Origin of the sequence: Pseudomonas umsongensis (assembly GCF_012647205.1) — a bacterium.
Lineage (GTDB): Bacteria > Pseudomonadota > Gammaproteobacteria > Pseudomonadales > Pseudomonadaceae > Aquipseudomonas > Aquipseudomonas umsongensis.
This window is the reverse complement of record NZ_CP051487.1, coordinates 614,985-629,695: the sequence shown is the minus strand read 5'-3', so window position 1 is coordinate 629,695 and position 14,711 is coordinate 614,985. Positions and strand designations below refer to the sequence as shown.

Sequence of the window (14,711 nt, the reverse complement as noted above, 5' to 3'; positions counted from 1 at the left end):
GCCTCATCGGTTCGTTGTCTGGCGCAGCAGCATGGTGCCACCGCGCTGGGTAAATTCAAGTTTGTTCAGCGCGCTCATACCGAGCAGCACTTGATCGCCATCCAGGCCTGGCACGACGATGGCGCGCACATCACGCAACACAATGTCGCCCAGTTGCAGCCGGTCGACGCGGGTTCGATAACCCTCGGTGCGACCATTGGCGGTGCTCAGGGTCACCCCGAAGCCTTGTTCCAGTTTCAGCCGCTGCGCCAATTGTGCCGGGATCGCCACATCGGTCGCCCCGGTATCGAGCATGAAATTCACCGGCTGACCATTGATATGGCCGCTGGCAACGAAATGTCCCTGGCCGTTGCCGATCAGTTTCACTTCGACGAAACCATCGCCGAGCTCCGAGCTCACTACCACATTCGGGTTTTGCTGACGCTCTTCCCACTGGCCGAAAAAACGCGTCGCCAGGAACAACGCGGCGCACCAGGCCAAGACCATCAAGACGCGACCGGCACGTTTGCCCGGCGTTTGCTGGCTCATGGCTTGGCACTCCAGCCACCTTCAGGTGCAGCGAAGCGCCAGACGATCGGACGTACCTCGCCATCGGCGCGGGCACCGTTGTTGTTATCGACACCGATCCAGGCACCCTCGGCGTCCACGATCAACGCTTCGGTCAGTGCAAAGCCCTGGGGATAACGACGATTTTCCTGCAATGCCTCATCGGCAAAGGACCAGCAGCGTTCGACCTTGGCAGTCACCGCATCACGACGACAAATCTCGTACGCGTTGCGCTCGAGGGTAAACAACTTGCCGTCGAACCATGACAAATCGGCAAAATCCCGGGGCATCGCTCTGGCGCTGGGAAATTGTGCAGGTTGCATTTCCTTTCCCCCTTCACTCAACAGCACACAACCGCCGTCGCAGTCCCACACGGTTTGCTTGCGCTTGATCAGTAGCAACCCGCGACTCTCGCGCTCGGCAGCCAACCACAACTGGTCACCTTGCGGATTGATCGCCAGGCCTTCGAACAATGCATTGAAACGCAGCAACAGCCCACTGGCCCGGGCCTCGCGAACCATGATCGGCGAAATCTTCAGCCAGGAGGTCGGTCCGGTTGGCGGAATTTGCAGCACCGCCGCATGGGACTCACTGACCACGTAGCGATTTCCGGCGCTGTCGCAGGTGATCCCTTCGAAATCCAAGTCACCGCCACGCACGAACGACGACACCCAGGCCCGCGAACGCAAACCCCAGGGCAAGCCGCTGTCGGGTACGGGCGGGACACCGATGCCCACCGCTTCCGCGTGCCAGGCACCCTCGCCAGTCTCCAGGCGGTAGATCTGATCGTCGTCGCGGTCGGAGACTGTCCACAGCTCGTTGCCGCACTGGGCCAGCCCGGACAGGTTGCCACCGCGCATGCCGTCCACGGCATGTTCGGACAACAGGCGCAACTGCGGTGTCGGCTTGGCAGACACCGTCATCGAGGTCAGCAGCAACGCACACGCCAGGGCAAAGCCCAGCCGCATCAGCCCAGCACCTCCGCCAGGTTGCCCTTGGACTCCAGCCAGTTCTTGCGGTCACCGGCGCGCTTTTTCGCCAGCAGCATGTCCATCATTTCCGAAGTCGCGGCGAAATCCTCACCGAGGGTCAGCTGCACCAGACGCCGGGTATTGGGGTCCATGGTGGTTTCGCGCAACTGCGGTGGGTTCATCTCACCCAGGCCTTTGAATCGAGTGACCTGCGGCTTGCCGCGTTTCTTCTCGGCCACCAGGCGATCGAGAATCCCGTCGCGCTCGGCTTCATCCAAGGCGTAGTAGATCTCTTTGCCCAGGTCGATACGGTACAGCGGCGGCATGGCGACGTAGACGTGACCAGCGTCCACCAATGGGCGGAAATGCTGGACGAACAATGCACAGAGCAGCGTTGCAATGTGCAGCCCGTCGGAGTCGGCGTCAGCGAGGATGCAGATCTTGCCGTAGCGCAGCTGGCTCATGTCCGCGGCGCCCGGATCGACGCCAATGGCCACGGCAATGTTGTGCACTTCCTGGCTGGCCAGCACTTCGCTGCCGTCGACTTCCCAGGTGTTGAGGATCTTGCCGCGCAACGGCAGGATCGCCTGGAACTCTTTGTCCCGCGCCTGCTTGGCCGAACCGCCGGCGGAATCACCTTCCACCAGGAACAACTCGGAACGCATCGGGTCCTGCCCGGCGCAATCGGCGAGCTTGCCCGGCAATGCCGGCCCCTGGGTGATGCGCTTGCGCTCGACCTTTTTGCTGGCCTTCAGGCGACGACCGGCGTTGCTGATCGCCAGTTCTGCCAGCGCCAGACCGGTTTCCGGGTGGGCGTTGAGCCACAGGCTGAAGGCGTCCTTGACCACGCCAGAGACGAACGCCGCCGCTTCCCGGGACGACAGACGTTCCTTGGTCTGCCCGGAGAATTGCGGCTCCTGCATCTTCATCGACAGCACAAAAGCGATGCGCTCCCAGACGTCTTCCGGCGCCAGCTTCACACCGCGTGGCAACAGGCTGCGGAACTCGCAGAACTCGCGCATGGCGTCGAGCAAGCCTTGGCGCAGGCCGTTGACGTGAGTACCGCCCTGGGCGGTCGGGATCAGGTTGACGTAGCTTTCCTGCACTGCGTCGCCACCTTCCGGCAGCCACAGCAGCGCCCAGTCCACGGCTTCCTTGTTACCGGCCAGGCTGCCGCAGAACGGCTCGTCCGGCAGACGCTCGAATTCGCTGACGGCATCGACCAGGTAGGAACGCAGGCCATCTTCGTAATGCCATTCGACTTTCTCGCCGCTGGCCTTGTCTTCAAAACTGACCAGCAACCCCGGGCACAGGACGGCCTTGGCCTTGAGCACGTGCTTGAGGCGGCTGATGGAGAATTTCGGAGAATCGAAGTATTTCGGGTCCGGGGCGAAGAACACGCTGGTCCCGGTGTTGCGCTTGCCAACCGTACCGACGATTTCCAGCTCGGTTTTCTTGTAACCGTCGGCGAAGGTCATCTGGTATTCGTTGCCGTCACGTTTTACACGCACCCGGACTTCGGTCGACAAGGCGTTGACCACCGAAATACCCACCCCGTGCAGACCGCCGGAGAACTGGTAGTTCTTGTTGGAGAACTTGCCGCCCGCATGAAGCTTGGTGAGGATCAGTTCGACGCCCGAAACGCCTTCTTCGGGATGGATATCCACTGGCATGCCACGGCCGTCATCGCTGACTTCCAGCGAGTGATCGGCGTGGAGGATGACCTGCACCGATTTGGCATGCCCGGCCAAGGCTTCGTCGACACTGTTGTCGATGACTTCCTGGGCGAGGTGGTTCGGCCGACTGGTATCGGTGTACATGCCGGGGCGTTTACGCACCGGGTCGAGGCCCGAGAGGACTTCGATGGCGTCGGCGTTATAAGAGCTAGCGCTGGGAGTGGCCATGGGGTCTCGTCGTCAGTCTTTCATTGAAAATAGGGGCAAGGTTTCACAGCGCGGTGAAATCAATCGCCTGGTACAAATCTGCGCCAATGCCGGCAAAACTCAGCATTGCCGGAAGCCGCTCGGCGAAACCCTGGAAACCATGGTCGCCACCCGCCTGGATGCGTAAGGCACAAGCCCGGTAATACTGCTGGGCAAGGCGATAGTCCAGCGTTTCGTCACCGGTCTGCAACCATACCTGATAGCGCTGTGGGTCTTGGGGTGCCGGCACTTCCAGCTCGGCGAGGGCCGTCATGTGGTCGTGGGTCATTTCCCAAGTCTGTTCGGTATACAGGTTTTTCTGTGTACCCAGGAACCCGTCGAACATCCGATGCGGGCTGACGGCAGGGTTGATCAACAGGGCTTTCAAGCCATGGCGCTCGGCCAGGTGAGTCGCATAGTAGCCGCCGAGTGAGCTTCCGACCAGCAGCGGTCGTCCGAGCGCTTCAATCGCCTGCTCCAGCTGGCCAATGGCCTCGCGGGGATGGTGATGCAGGGCCGGCACACGCAGATGGTCGCTCAAGCCCAGGCGCTCCATCACGTCACTCAACTGAGTGGCCTTTTTCGACGCCGGCGCGCTGTTGAAGCCATGGATATAAAGGATCGAGCCGGACATGAAGACTCCCTGTGGGTCGGGTAAGGAAGGCGGAGTTTACAGGGTGTCGCAGATGTTGGATGCCCCCTGTAGGAGCGAGCATGCTCGAGATGGTCGCCAACGATAACGCTGGTGACCTGTTTTCCAGTGTCGTCATCGCGTTTTTCGCGAGCGTGCTCGCTCCTACAGTGACGGTGGGCGTGTCAGTAACCGTCGGAGCCGTAATCGACCTGGAAGTCGAAGCCGGTCACACGTTCCACACCCGTTTCAAGCCGCCCATCCGGCAACAGCCGTAACCAGCGATACCCCGGAGCCTGCTCTCCGACCTTGAAATCCTCACTGCCCGGCTCGAACTGAATGCAGGTCGATGGCGAGGCAATCAGACGCACGTTGTTACGCAATTGATCGATTTCCTGATGCACATGCCCCCACAGCACGGCGCGCACCTGTGGAAAGCGATCCAGAACCTCAAAAAAAGCTTCAGGATTACGCAGCCCGATGGGCTCCATCCACGCACAGCCGATCGATACGGGGTGGTGGTGCAAGCACACCAGATGGTGCCGCTCCGGTGCTTCGCTCAATGAACGAGCCAGCAGTTGTAACTGTTCGTCCTGCAAATACCCCGGCACCGAGCCGGGCACTGCCGAGTCGAGCAGTGTGACCCGCCAGTTGCCGATATCCACCACCGAGTCCAGCAAAGCACTTTGCACCGCGGCCTCGGCCATGATTTGCGGCTCGTCGTGGTTGCCGGGAATCCAACGGGCCGGCGCGTCGAGCTGCCGGGTCAATTCACGAAACTGCTGGTATGACGCAAGAGTACCGTCCTGGGACAGATCGCCCGTGGCCAGGAGCAGATCGATCTGCGACTGCTGCACTCGCACCAATTCAATGACTTTTTGCAGACTGTCGCGGGTATTCATGCCCAACAGCGTGCCGTGCACCTCGCCAAACAGATGACTGTCGGAGAGTTGCACCAGGAATGCCGGATCGGCGCTGGTCAATGAGGATACGCTCGGCAAGGTGTTCTCCCAGGGCGTGAACACGGATTGGGTGAGAGACGTGATTATGCTGGGAGACGATCGAAAGGGGAAACCTGTGAACCTGACGCAGTTCACAACTAACGGACGACTTCGTACTCATGCCCCAGTGCCAGGCAATGGCTCAGCCACTCGCCCAGAAACATGTTTAGCTGGGCCTTTTCGTCGGGCTGGTGCATCGAGGCGTTCGGGTAAGGATAGATGCCGCGAAAGCGCCGTGCATGTTCGGCGCTGACCACTTCGGCCATGCACGCGTCGTGATAGACCTGCACTTCCAGTTGCGGCACCGGCAGCCACGGCAGGCTGTGTTCCTGCCGCACCTGCAGGGTCGTGGTGTAGGGACAAACCTGCAGCACTTCCAGCGCCAGCACGCCCAGCATCTGGTCGCCATGGGTCACGGCAATCCGCCGCGCCGCTGGCTCGCTGCGCATGTCCGGCAACAGTCGCATAAGGCGCGCGTAGTTCGCCTCACAGGACGCCTGCAGCCCCACGAGGTCCACCCGATAGCGATCGCGCAACTTGTTTACGACCATAGCCCCCTCACTTCAACGCGGTTCAGTGCCAGCCATTGCAAGGCAATGATGCTGGGCGCGTTGGCAATACGTCCGTCGCGTACGGCTTGCAGGGCATCTTCAAACGCCCACACCGTGACGCGGATATCTTCAGCCTCTTCCTCCAGCCCATGCAGGCCGCCTACCCCACTACTATCGCAACGTCCGAGGTACAAATGCACGAATTCGTTGCTGCCGCCCGGCGATGGAAAATATCGGGTCATCGGCCACAGTGCCCCAATCACAAGCCCAGCTTCCTCCTGCGCTTCGCGGTGAGCAACTTCTTCCGGTTGCTCATCCTTGTCGATCAGACCAGCGACCAGTTCGATCAGCCATGGATTGTCAGTCTTGCCCATGGCGCCGACGCGAAACTGCTCGATCAGTACCACTTCGTCGCGCTTCGGGTCATAGGGCAGCATGCACACCGCATCGTGGCGCACGAACAGTTCACGGCTGATCTCGCGACTCATGCCGCCGGCGAACAATTCGTGGCGCAAGTGCACGCGATCGAGCTTGTAGAAACCCTCGAAGCACTTTTCACGCCGAACGATATCCACGGCGGTCGGAATGGCTTTGGCAAAATCAGTCATGACTATCCTCTTACTTCAAACCGATACGAGGTTCATTCCCGGAACCTCGACTTCGCGCCATCCTAACGCGCCCGTGAGGTTTGATGCAGCCCCTTTACCTTCATCGAGATAGACGGTGAGTACGAAACCCACTCTAATTAGCTTAGTGGCGAACTGACTGCTCCGTTGATAGTCGAAGCGGGTAACTTTTTGCCTTTCCCTGTTTTATCAAGGACACCCATGTCACTTTTTAAAATTGCCTCCGTGGCCGCTCTCGCCCTGACCCTTGGCGCTTGCCAGAGCCTGTTCCAGCCCAATTATCGCGCGCCGCTGGAAACCACCCGCGACGCCACCGAGCAGCTCAAGCCAGGCTGTTCGGACCAGGACTGCCCGCTGGTGAACATCGACACCCTGCACTTTCCCGCCGAGCCTGCGCTTGACGGCATCATCGAAAAACGCCTGCTGCAAATGACCCGCACCTCGCCCGACGCCCCGGTGGCGCCGACACTGGCGGCCTATCGCGAACAATTTTTGCGCACCGCCGGCCCGCGCAACAGCAGCTATTTGCAGGCCAAGGTACGTGAACAGCATGACGGACTGGTGATCATCGAATTGTCCAGTTACCTGGACACCGGCGGCGCCCATGGCACACCGGGACGAGGTTTCATCAACTACTCGCGCCAACAGCAGAAAGTGCTGACGCTTTCGGACATGCTGGTGCCAGGGCAGGAAGAGGCGTTCTGGAAAGCGGCGCAGGTGGCGCACAACAGCTGGTTGATCAGCACCAAGCTCGATCAGGAACCGGAGTTCGTCAAGAGCTGGCCGTTCCAGAAAACCCAGAACGTGGCGCTGACCTATGGCGGGGTGATCCTCAAGTACGAAACCAGCAGCATCGCGCCTTACGCGCTGGGCCATGTCGAATTGAAGATCCCCTACCCTCGCCTGAACGGCATCATCAAGCCCGAGCTGTTTCCTGGCCGTAACTGAAGGCCCGACCCAGCACCAACTGCAGCAGCCCTGCGAGGATCAACGCCGGCAGGGTTGCGCCAATATCCGGATACAGATTAGCCAGCAGGTGATAGGTGCTGACCCCGCCCAACCAGGCGAGCAGCGCCGGCCAGCGCAATGCAGCTGAGGCAACCTGGCCACTGCGCTTGCGCAGGATGAAGTGATCCACCAGCACCACGCCGAACAGCGGCGCGAACACCGAGCCGATCAACAGCAGGAAGTTCTGGTACTGGGCCAGTGGTGCCAGCAAGGCGATCAGGGTGCAGATCACGCCAATGGCCAAGGCCAGGTGCTCGACTTTCAGGCGCAATAGAATCCCGCTGGAAACGGCTGCCGAGTGAATGTCGGCGAAGGCGTTTTCCGATTCGTCCAGCAGAATCAGCAACAGTGGAATACCCAGGCCCGCGCCCGCCAATGCCAACAGCAAGGCATTGACTTCACCGCTCGGCGCGAACGCCAGGGTGTAGGCCACGCCCAGGCTCATCAGCCAGAAGTTACCGATAAAGAAGCCGATTGCGGTACCACCGAAAACGTTTTTCGCCCGCTTGCCGAAACGCGAGTAGTCGGCGATCAGCGGCAGCCACGACAGCGGCATCGCGATGGCAATGTCAAAACCTACGGCAAACGGCATCGAACCGTCGCCGGCCTGGGCCCACAAGGCGGCCAGGTCGGCCTTGGCGAACAGGTTCCAGGTCAGCCAGATGCACGCTGCCAGCAGCAGCCAGATGCCCCATTTGCGCAGGATCTGGCGCACGAAGGTCAAGGGGCCGCTGACGGCCAACAGGGTCGCAAGCGCGCCGAAAAACAGCGTCCACAGCACTGGATTGGACAGCGCACTGCCATCGCTGAAGGCCTTTGCGCCCAACAGGCTGGCGGCATCGCGCATGACGATGATCTCGAACGAGCCCCAACCAATCAGCTGCAGCAGGTTCAGTACGGCTGGCAGGCTCGCGCCCCGATTGCCCAGGCTAAGCTTGAGCGCGGCCATCGACGACAGGCCGGTATCGCTGCCGATCACGCCGACGGCGGCCAGCAACAGGACGCCGACCAGCGTGCCGAGGAAAATAGCCAGCAAAGAGCCGGACAGACCCAGGCCTGGCGCGAGCAACGCACCGGTCTGCAAGACCATCAGGCCGATGCCGAGAGAGAACCACAGGGAAAACAGATCGCGACCGCCGAACACACGCTTGTCGGCTGGCACCGCGATGCCAGGTGAATAAGTACTCGGTTGAATGCTCAAGGGTGTTATCTCAGAGGGACATTTGTTGTGATGTGTGATCGTTCCCACGCTCTGCGTGGGAATGCCTCAAGGGACGCTCTGCGTCCAGTGGCGCGGAGCGTCACGGGCTGCATTCCCACGCAGAGCGTGGGAACGATCAGCACGAGGTTGTCAGATCAAACTTTCTGGTAAAGCTGACTGCCTTCCTGCTTGAAGCGCTCGGCCTGTTCGGCCATGCCTTGGGCGACGTCCACGTCCACCGCTTCGATCCGTTGGTTGGCCGCATACTCGCGGACTTCCTGGGTGATCTTCATCGAGCAGAATTTCGGCCCGCACATGGAGCAGAAGTGCGCGACCTTGGCCGAATCCTTCGGCAACGTCTCATCGTGATACGAACGAGCGGTGTCCGGATCCAGGCCCAGGTTGAACTGGTCTTCCCAACGGAATTCGAAACGCGCCTTGCTCAAGGCATTGTCGCGGATCTGTGCGCCGGGATGTCCTTTGGCCAGATCGGCGGCGTGCGCGGCGATCTTGTAGGTGATGATCCCGGTCTTCACGTCATCCTTGTTCGGCAGCCCCAAATGCTCTTTCGGCGTCACGTAGCAGAGCATGGCGCAACCGAACCAGCCGATCATCGCCGCACCGATGCCGGAGGTGATGTGGTCGTAGCCCGGCGCAATGTCGGTGGTCAGCGGGCCGAGGGTGTAGAACGGCGCTTCGTCGCAGCACTCGAGCTGCTTGTCCATGTTCTCCTTGATCAACTGCATCGGCACGTGGCCCGGGCCTTCGATCATGCACTGCACGTCGTGCTTCCAGGCGATCTTGGTCAGCTCGCCGAGGGTTTCCAGTTCGCCGAACTGCGCTTCGTCGTTGGCATCGGCAATCGAGCCCGGACGCAGGCCATCGCCCAGCGAGAAGCTGACGTCGTAGGCCTTCATGATTTCGCAGATGTCTTCGAAATGGGTGTAGAGGAAGTTCTCCTTGTGGTGCGCCAGGCACCACTTGGCCATGATCGAACCGCCACGGGAAACGATGCCGGTCACGCGCTTGGCGGTCATCGGCACGTAGCGCAACAATACGCCGGCGTGGATGGTGAAGTAGTCGACACCCTGCTCGGCTTGCTCGATCAGCGTGTCGCGGAACAGCTCCCAGGTCAGGTCTTCGGCCACACCACCGACTTTTTCCAGGGCCTGGTAGATCGGCACGGTGCCGATTGGTACCGGCGAGTTGCGGATGATCCACTCGCGAGTTTCGTGAATGTGCTTGCCGGTGGACAGGTCCATGACCGTGTCCGAACCCCAGCGAATGCCCCAGGTCAGTTTCGCCACTTCTTCTTCGATGGACGAACCCAGGGCACTGTTGCCGATGTTGCCGTTGATCTTCACCAGGAAGTTACGGCCGATGATCATCGGTTCCAGCTCGGTGTGGTTGATGTTGGCCGGAATGATCGCGCGACCGCGGGCAATCTCGTCACGGACAAACTCTGGTGTGATGATTTTCGGCACGCTGGCGCCGAAGCTGTGTCCGGCGTGTTGCTGGTCCAGCAGGCCGGCGGCGCGGGCCACTTCCAGCTTCATGTTTTCGCGGATGGCGACGTATTCCATCTCGGCGGTGATGATGCCTTTGCGCGCGTAATGCATCTGGCTGACGTTGGCGCCCGGCTTGGCGCGACGCGGGTTGTTGACGTGGGCGAAGCGCAGCTTGGTCAGTTCCGGATCGGCAAGGCGCTCCTGGCCGAAATTGGAACTCAGGCCACTCAGGCGCTCGGTGTCACCGCGGGATTCGATCCATGGCGAGCGCACATCGGCCAAGCCTTTGCGCACATCGATGATGACATTGGGATCGGTGTAAGGGCCCGAGGTGTCGTACACCACCACCGGCGCGTTGACCTCGCCTCCGAAGTCGGTCGGCGTCACGTCCAGGCTGATTTCGCGCATCGGCACGAGGATGTCCGGGCGAGTACCCTGGACATAGATTTTTTGCGAACGGGTAAACGGCTGAACCGATTGTTGATCGACCTTGGCCGAGTCACTCAGGTTGGTGGCGATTTTTGCTTTTGTAGTCATCACGGGCTCTCCAGACAGCATCCAGGCAGTGGAATTTTGTCGGAGCGAACCTGTAAACGAATGGACGCACGTGCGCTGGGAAAACCAGCTGTGCTGTGCTCAGTGCTCGAGGGGTGTTCGATTGTCGAACAACATCCCGGACGAAGCACAAGAGGACTCGCCGGGTGACGAGAAATCTTGTTCCCTACGCAGGCGCTAACCTGATCAGGTTCAACGGGATCCGAAATTATTCGATCTCAGCCTCATAGCAAGGCACCCCGACAAGAACCCGGCCAGTCTAGACATAACTGCCCAAGAACGCCAACACCGCTGCAAACACCGTGATGAATGGCGCAATTACAGGATTGTTGCGGGACGAGCGCGCAACTACACTCGCTACGGCCACGCTGCGCATTGACGCTGCAGGTGCCGCGCCGTAGCCTTGGCGCTCAAATTATCAGCATAATCTTTTAGGGATCGCCTCATGCTGCGCAAACTCTCACTGGCCCTTGCCGTGTCTTGTGCGTCCAATGGAATGGCCTGGGCAGCAGAAGCGCCCTTATCGACCAAGACCGATCTGGTCAGCGTCTATCAGGAAGCGGTCAACAACAACGCCGACCTCGCCGCCGCCATCGCCCAATATGGCGCCCAGAAGGAAGTCGTGCCCCAGGCCCGCGCAGGCTTGCTGCCCAACCTGTCGGGCGGCGCCAATGTCTCCAACGTACGCACGGCCATCGACCAGCCTTCGGCCACGACCAACCGCAATGCGCATTCGTACCAGGCAACCCTGGCGCAACCGCTTTTCCGCGCCGATCGCTGGTTCCAGTTCCAGGCCGCCAAGGACGTCAATGAACAGGCTGCGCTGCAACTCTCCGCGACCCAGCAGAACCTGATCCTGCAGACCGCCGACAGTTACTTCAACGTGTTGCGCAGCCAGGACAACCTTGCCTCGACCAAGGCCGAGGAAGCCGCGTTCAAGCGTCAACTCGATCAGTCCAACGAACGCTTCGATGTCGGGCTCTCGGACAAGACCGATGTGCTCAACTCACAAGCCAGCTACGACACCGCACGCGCCAATCGCATCGTTGCCCAGCGCCAGGTGGATGATGCCTTTGAAGCCCTGGTGACACTGACCAACCGCCAGTACAACTCGATCCAGGGCATCAGCCACAACTTGCCGATCCTCCCGCCAGCACCGAACGACGCCAAAGCCTGGGTCGAAACGGCGGCCAAGCAAAACCTCAACCTACTGGCCAGCAACTACGCCGTCAGCGCTGCCGAGCAAACACTCAAACAGCGCAAGGCTGGACATGCGCCGACCCTCGACGCCGTGGCGCAGTACGAAAAAGGCGACAACGATGCGTTGGGTTTCAGCAACCCGAACGGCTTTCCCCAGGCCTATGGCGGTAACGTCGAGCAAACCACCGTGGGCCTGCAATTGAACATCCCGATCTACAGCGGCGGCCTGATCAACTCCCAGGTGCGCCAGTCCTATGCGCAACTGGACCAGACCGAACAGCAACGCGAATCCCTGCGCCGGCAAATCGTCGAAAACACCCGCGACCTTCACCGTGCGGTGAATACTGACGTCGAGCAGGTGCAGGCGCGCAAGCAGTCGATCATCTCCAACCAGAGTGCTGTGGAAGCGACGGAAATCGGCTATCAGGTAGGTACGCGCAACATCGTCGACGTGCTGGATGCGCAGCGTTCGCTCTACACCTCGGTACGCGACTACAACAACACCCGCTACGACTACATCCTCGACAACCTGCGCTTGAAGCAGCAGGCCGGTACATTGAACCCGGGGGATCTGCAGGATCTGGCACGTTGGCTCAATCCCAACTACAACCCGGACAAGGACTTCCTGCCGCCGGACCTGGCGAAGGCTGCGGCGGAACAACTCAAGGCCCGCCCCTGAGAAACTGTAGGAGCAGGCTTGCTGGCGAGGGCGATTTCAAGAACGCCATCGCCAGCAAGCCGGCTCCTACAGGTTAGCGGTCAATTAAACGGCCTAATCCATCCAGCAACCGCTGCAACGCCCCCTGATTGGTGCGCATCACCTTCAACCCCGCCTCGGCCATCCGCTGCGCATCCCGCGGAAATTCGAACAGCCGCTGCACCGCCACCGCCAGCCCTTGTGCATCCTCAACCTCCTGCAATGCGCCGGCACTGCGTAACTGCGCGGCAATTTCAAGGAAGTTGAACAGGTGCGGGCCACTGAGCACCGGTTTGGCCAAAGCCGCCGGCTCAAGCAGGTTATGCCCTCCATTAGGCACCAGGCTGCCGCCAACGAATGCGCTGTCGGCCAGGGCGTAGAGAAACAACAGTTCGCCCATGGTGTCACCCAATAGCACCGATGTGGCGGCGGTGACCGCTTCTGCGCTGGAACGCCGCACCGTGGCAAAACCCTGCTGGCGGCACAGTTCGAATACCGCATTGAAACGCTCGGGATGGCGCGGCACCAGAATCAGCAAGGCGTCGGGATGGCTCGCCAGCAACTGGCGATGGGCCGCCAGTACCACCTCGTCTTCGCCATCATGGGTACTGGCGGCGATCCACACCGGGCGTTCCAAGGCCTGCCATTGCCCGCGCAACTCGGCTGCACGTTGCAACAGTTGCGGATCGATGGTCAGGTCGAACTTGATCGAGCCGGTGACCTCAACGGTTTCCGCCCGCGCACCCAACTCACGAAAACGCTGGGCCTCGGCCTCGGTCTGCACCGCGAACAGGCTCATCTCACCCAACATCGGCCCGGTCAGCTTACCGAAGCGGCCATAGCCCCTGGCCGAACGTTCAGACAGTCGAGCATTGGCCAGGGCCACGGGAATCCCCCGCCTGGCGCATTGATGGATATGGTTGGGCCAGAGCTCGGTTTCCATGATCACTGCCAGCTTCGGCCGGACCCGATCAAGAAAACGCTTGGCGGCGCACGGCAAGTCGTACGGCAAATAGCAGTGCTGGATGCGCGGTTCGTTGGCGAACAACGCCTGGATGCGCTCCGAGCCGGTCGGCGTCATGCAGGTCACGGTGATCGGCAGTTGTGGGTAACGCTGCAGCAAGGCCCGAATCATCGGCGCGGCGGCAATGCTTTCGCCCACAGACACCGCATGTACCCAGATCCCACCGGGCTTCATCGTCGGCATCCCGTAGGAGAAACGCTCGCCGATGCGCTTGGCATAGGCTGGTGCCTTGCGCGAGCGCAGCCACAGACGAATCGCCACCAATGGCAGCCCCAGGTAAAACAGCGCGGTGTAGAGAGTTCTATTCATGGCGGCGGAGTTTATCGGTTTTTTCACCGATAGCCTGCAAATGCACGGCAAAACGCTCCGCCAACCATCGAGCGGCCGGCCCGAGTGGCTCATCGCGGCGCCACACCAACTCAACCACCAAGGCCGGCGGGGTCCATTCGCTGGCCAATTCGACGATCAAGCCCTGGTATGCCGAGTACTGCACCACGTGCCGCGGCAGCCAGGCCCAGCCGAGGCCGCGTACCAGCCATTCGGCCATCACGTAAAAACTGTCGGCCCGCCAGACCTGCGGGCTGGCCGGTTCGCTGCCGGGGTAAATGCTGGACTGCGTGGACATCAGCAGCTGGCGATGCTGCGCCAGTTCCTGGCAATTCACTTCGGCCTTCGCCGCCAACGGATGCCCGACGCCACACACCGTGACCATCTCAACGCTGCCCAGCACCCGCCGTTCCAGGGCTTCAGGAATTTGATCGTGATAAAACAACAACCCCAGGTCGGCCCGCCGCTCCACCAGTTTGCGCGCCACATCGCCTTGGGCGGCGCTGGTCAGTTGCACTTCAAGGCTGGGAAATTTTTCCGCCAGGGCTTCAAAGCTTTCGATAACCGGCTGGTACGGCATGGCCTCGTCCTGTGCCAGGCGCAAGCGAGCTTCCTGGCCGCGCATCATCGCCAGCGCCCGGCCATTGAGGCGCTCGCATTGGCGCAGCACTTCACGCGCTTCTTCCAGCAAAGCGTTGCCGGCCTCGGTGAGTTTCGGCTGGCGACCGCTGCTGCGATCGAACAGGTTCACGCCCAGGTCTTCCTCCAGCAGTGCAATCGCGCTGCTAACCGCCGACTGGGCTTTGCGCTGGTCCCGTGCCACGGCAGAAAACGAACGCTGCTCCGCCACACCGACGAAAAGCCGCAGTTGTTCAAGATTCCATTGCATAGGGCAAACCCATCTTCTGAACAGATAGGTAATGACTTTACCGCATCTGGAGAA

13 protein-coding genes and 1 riboswitch are annotated in these 14,711 nt (G+C 60.8%); of the genes, 2 read left to right on the top strand and 11 right to left on the bottom strand.

The features are described from left to right. Positions 1 to 3 precede the first annotated feature (3 nt). The 7 genes from HGP31_RS02760 to HGP31_RS02730 all read right to left on the bottom strand — a co-directional run bounded on the left by HGP31_RS02760 (position 4) and on the right by HGP31_RS02730 (position 6,230). On the bottom strand, positions 4 to 528 hold the full coding sequence (locus HGP31_RS02760) for a retropepsin-like aspartic protease family protein (protein ID WP_020798564.1): 525 nt from the start codon (positions 526 to 528) through the stop codon (positions 4 to 6). Further along, the gene (locus HGP31_RS02755; protein WP_020798565.1) at positions 525 to 1,514 is read right to left on the bottom strand and encodes an esterase-like activity of phytase family protein; all 990 of its coding nucleotides are present in this window, start codon (positions 1,512 to 1,514) and stop codon (positions 525 to 527) included. Before HGP31_RS02755 ends, HGP31_RS02760 begins: the two co-directional genes overlap by 4 nt. Next, a complete protein-coding gene (parE, locus tag HGP31_RS02750) occupies positions 1,514 to 3,421 on the bottom strand; it encodes a DNA topoisomerase IV subunit B (protein ID WP_020798566.1) in 1,908 nt (635 codons plus the stop codon). Before parE ends, HGP31_RS02755 begins: the two co-directional genes overlap by 1 nt. A 43-nt stretch (positions 3,422 to 3,464) precedes the next feature. After that, positions 3,465 to 4,073, bottom strand: a complete 609-nt coding sequence (locus HGP31_RS02745; RefSeq protein ID WP_168757128.1) for a YqiA/YcfP family alpha/beta fold hydrolase — start codon at positions 4,071 to 4,073, stop codon at positions 3,465 to 3,467. A gap of 182 nt (positions 4,074 to 4,255) precedes the next feature. After that, the gene (gene cpdA / locus HGP31_RS02740; RefSeq protein WP_168757127.1) at positions 4,256 to 5,071 is read right to left on the bottom strand and encodes a 3',5'-cyclic-AMP phosphodiesterase; all 816 of its coding nucleotides are present in this window, start codon (positions 5,069 to 5,071) and stop codon (positions 4,256 to 4,258) included. A gap of 98 nt (positions 5,072 to 5,169) precedes the next feature. Continuing rightward, a complete protein-coding gene (locus HGP31_RS02735; protein WP_008063540.1) occupies positions 5,170 to 5,622 on the bottom strand; it encodes a DUF1249 domain-containing protein in 453 nt (150 codons plus the stop codon). Beyond that, the gene (locus tag HGP31_RS02730; RefSeq protein WP_020798570.1) at positions 5,613 to 6,230 is read right to left on the bottom strand and encodes an NUDIX domain-containing protein; all 618 of its coding nucleotides are present in this window, start codon (positions 6,228 to 6,230) and stop codon (positions 5,613 to 5,615) included. Before HGP31_RS02730 ends, HGP31_RS02735 begins: the two co-directional genes overlap by 10 nt. A gap of 219 nt (positions 6,231 to 6,449) precedes the next feature. Between HGP31_RS02730 and HGP31_RS02725 the strand changes: the two genes are divergently transcribed. Beyond that, on the top strand, positions 6,450 to 7,196 hold the full coding sequence (locus HGP31_RS02725) for an RsiV family protein (protein ID WP_008063538.1): 747 nt from the start codon (positions 6,450 to 6,452) through the stop codon (positions 7,194 to 7,196). Here the strand turns inward: HGP31_RS02725 and cytX are convergent. Beyond that, positions 7,165 to 8,457: a putative hydroxymethylpyrimidine transporter CytX gene (gene cytX, locus HGP31_RS02720; protein WP_042955490.1), complete on the bottom strand. Its 1,293-nt coding sequence runs from the start codon at positions 8,455 to 8,457 to the stop codon at positions 7,165 to 7,167. The genes HGP31_RS02725 and cytX overlap by 32 nt on opposite strands. A gap of 155 nt (positions 8,458 to 8,612) precedes the next feature. Further along, positions 8,613 to 10,502: a phosphomethylpyrimidine synthase ThiC gene (thiC, locus tag HGP31_RS02715; protein ID WP_008063536.1), complete on the bottom strand. Its 1,890-nt coding sequence runs from the start codon at positions 10,500 to 10,502 to the stop codon at positions 8,613 to 8,615. A gap of 164 nt (positions 10,503 to 10,666) precedes the next feature. Then, a riboswitch (TPP riboswitch) is annotated at positions 10,667 to 10,772 on the bottom strand. A 193-nt stretch (positions 10,773 to 10,965) separates the two neighbouring features. On the opposite strand from thiC, the gene HGP31_RS02710 reads away from it, so the two are divergent. Next, complete coding sequence (locus tag HGP31_RS02710) at positions 10,966 to 12,399, top strand: TolC family outer membrane protein (RefSeq protein ID WP_020798574.1); 1,434 nt, start codon at positions 10,966 to 10,968, stop codon at positions 12,397 to 12,399. 73 nt (positions 12,400 to 12,472) lie between these two features. On the opposite strand, the gene waaA is transcribed toward HGP31_RS02710, so the two are convergent. Both waaA and HGP31_RS02700 read right to left on the bottom strand, forming a co-directional pair. Beyond that, on the bottom strand, positions 12,473 to 13,750 hold the full coding sequence (gene waaA, locus HGP31_RS02705) for a lipid IV(A) 3-deoxy-D-manno-octulosonic acid transferase (protein WP_020801204.1): 1,278 nt from the start codon (positions 13,748 to 13,750) through the stop codon (positions 12,473 to 12,475). Beyond that, positions 13,743 to 14,657 carry a LysR family transcriptional regulator gene (locus HGP31_RS02700; RefSeq protein ID WP_083350046.1) on the bottom strand — a complete coding sequence of 305 codons (915 nt, stop codon included), beginning with the start codon at positions 14,655 to 14,657 and terminating at the stop codon, positions 13,743 to 13,745. The genes waaA and HGP31_RS02700 overlap by 8 nt, the downstream gene beginning before the upstream one ends. Between the last annotated feature and the right edge of the window lie 54 nt (positions 14,658 to 14,711).

Excerpts from the sequence above, each read along its gene's own strand:
- HGP31_RS02760 (WP_020798564.1), bottom strand. The coding sequence starts at position 528 with ATGAGCCAGCAAACGCCGGGCAAACGTGCCGGTCGCGTCTTGATGGTC.
- HGP31_RS02755 (WP_020798565.1), bottom strand. The coding sequence starts at position 1,514 with ATGCGGCTGGGCTTTGCCCTGGCGTGTGCGTTGCTGCTGACCTCGATG.
- parE (WP_020798566.1), bottom strand. The coding sequence starts at position 3,421 with ATGGCCACTCCCAGCGCTAGCTCTTATAACGCCGACGCCATCGAAGTC.
- HGP31_RS02745 (WP_168757128.1), bottom strand. The coding sequence starts at position 4,073 with ATGTCCGGCTCGATCCTTTATATCCATGGCTTCAACAGCGCGCCGGCG.
- HGP31_RS02735 (WP_008063540.1), bottom strand. The coding sequence starts at position 5,622 with ATGGTCGTAAACAAGTTGCGCGATCGCTATCGGGTGGACCTCGTGGGG.
- HGP31_RS02730 (WP_020798570.1), bottom strand. The coding sequence starts at position 6,230 with ATGACTGATTTTGCCAAAGCCATTCCGACCGCCGTGGATATCGTTCGG.
- HGP31_RS02725 (WP_008063538.1), top strand. The coding sequence starts at position 6,450 with ATGTCACTTTTTAAAATTGCCTCCGTGGCCGCTCTCGCCCTGACCCTT.
- thiC (WP_008063536.1), bottom strand. The coding sequence starts at position 10,502 with ATGACTACAAAAGCAAAAATCGCCACCAACCTGAGTGACTCGGCCAAG.
- HGP31_RS02710 (WP_020798574.1), top strand. The coding sequence starts at position 10,966 with ATGCTGCGCAAACTCTCACTGGCCCTTGCCGTGTCTTGTGCGTCCAAT.
- waaA (WP_020801204.1), bottom strand. The coding sequence starts at position 13,750 with ATGAATAGAACTCTCTACACCGCGCTGTTTTACCTGGGGCTGCCATTG.
- HGP31_RS02700 (WP_083350046.1), bottom strand. The coding sequence starts at position 14,657 with ATGCAATGGAATCTTGAACAACTGCGGCTTTTCGTCGGTGTGGCGGAG.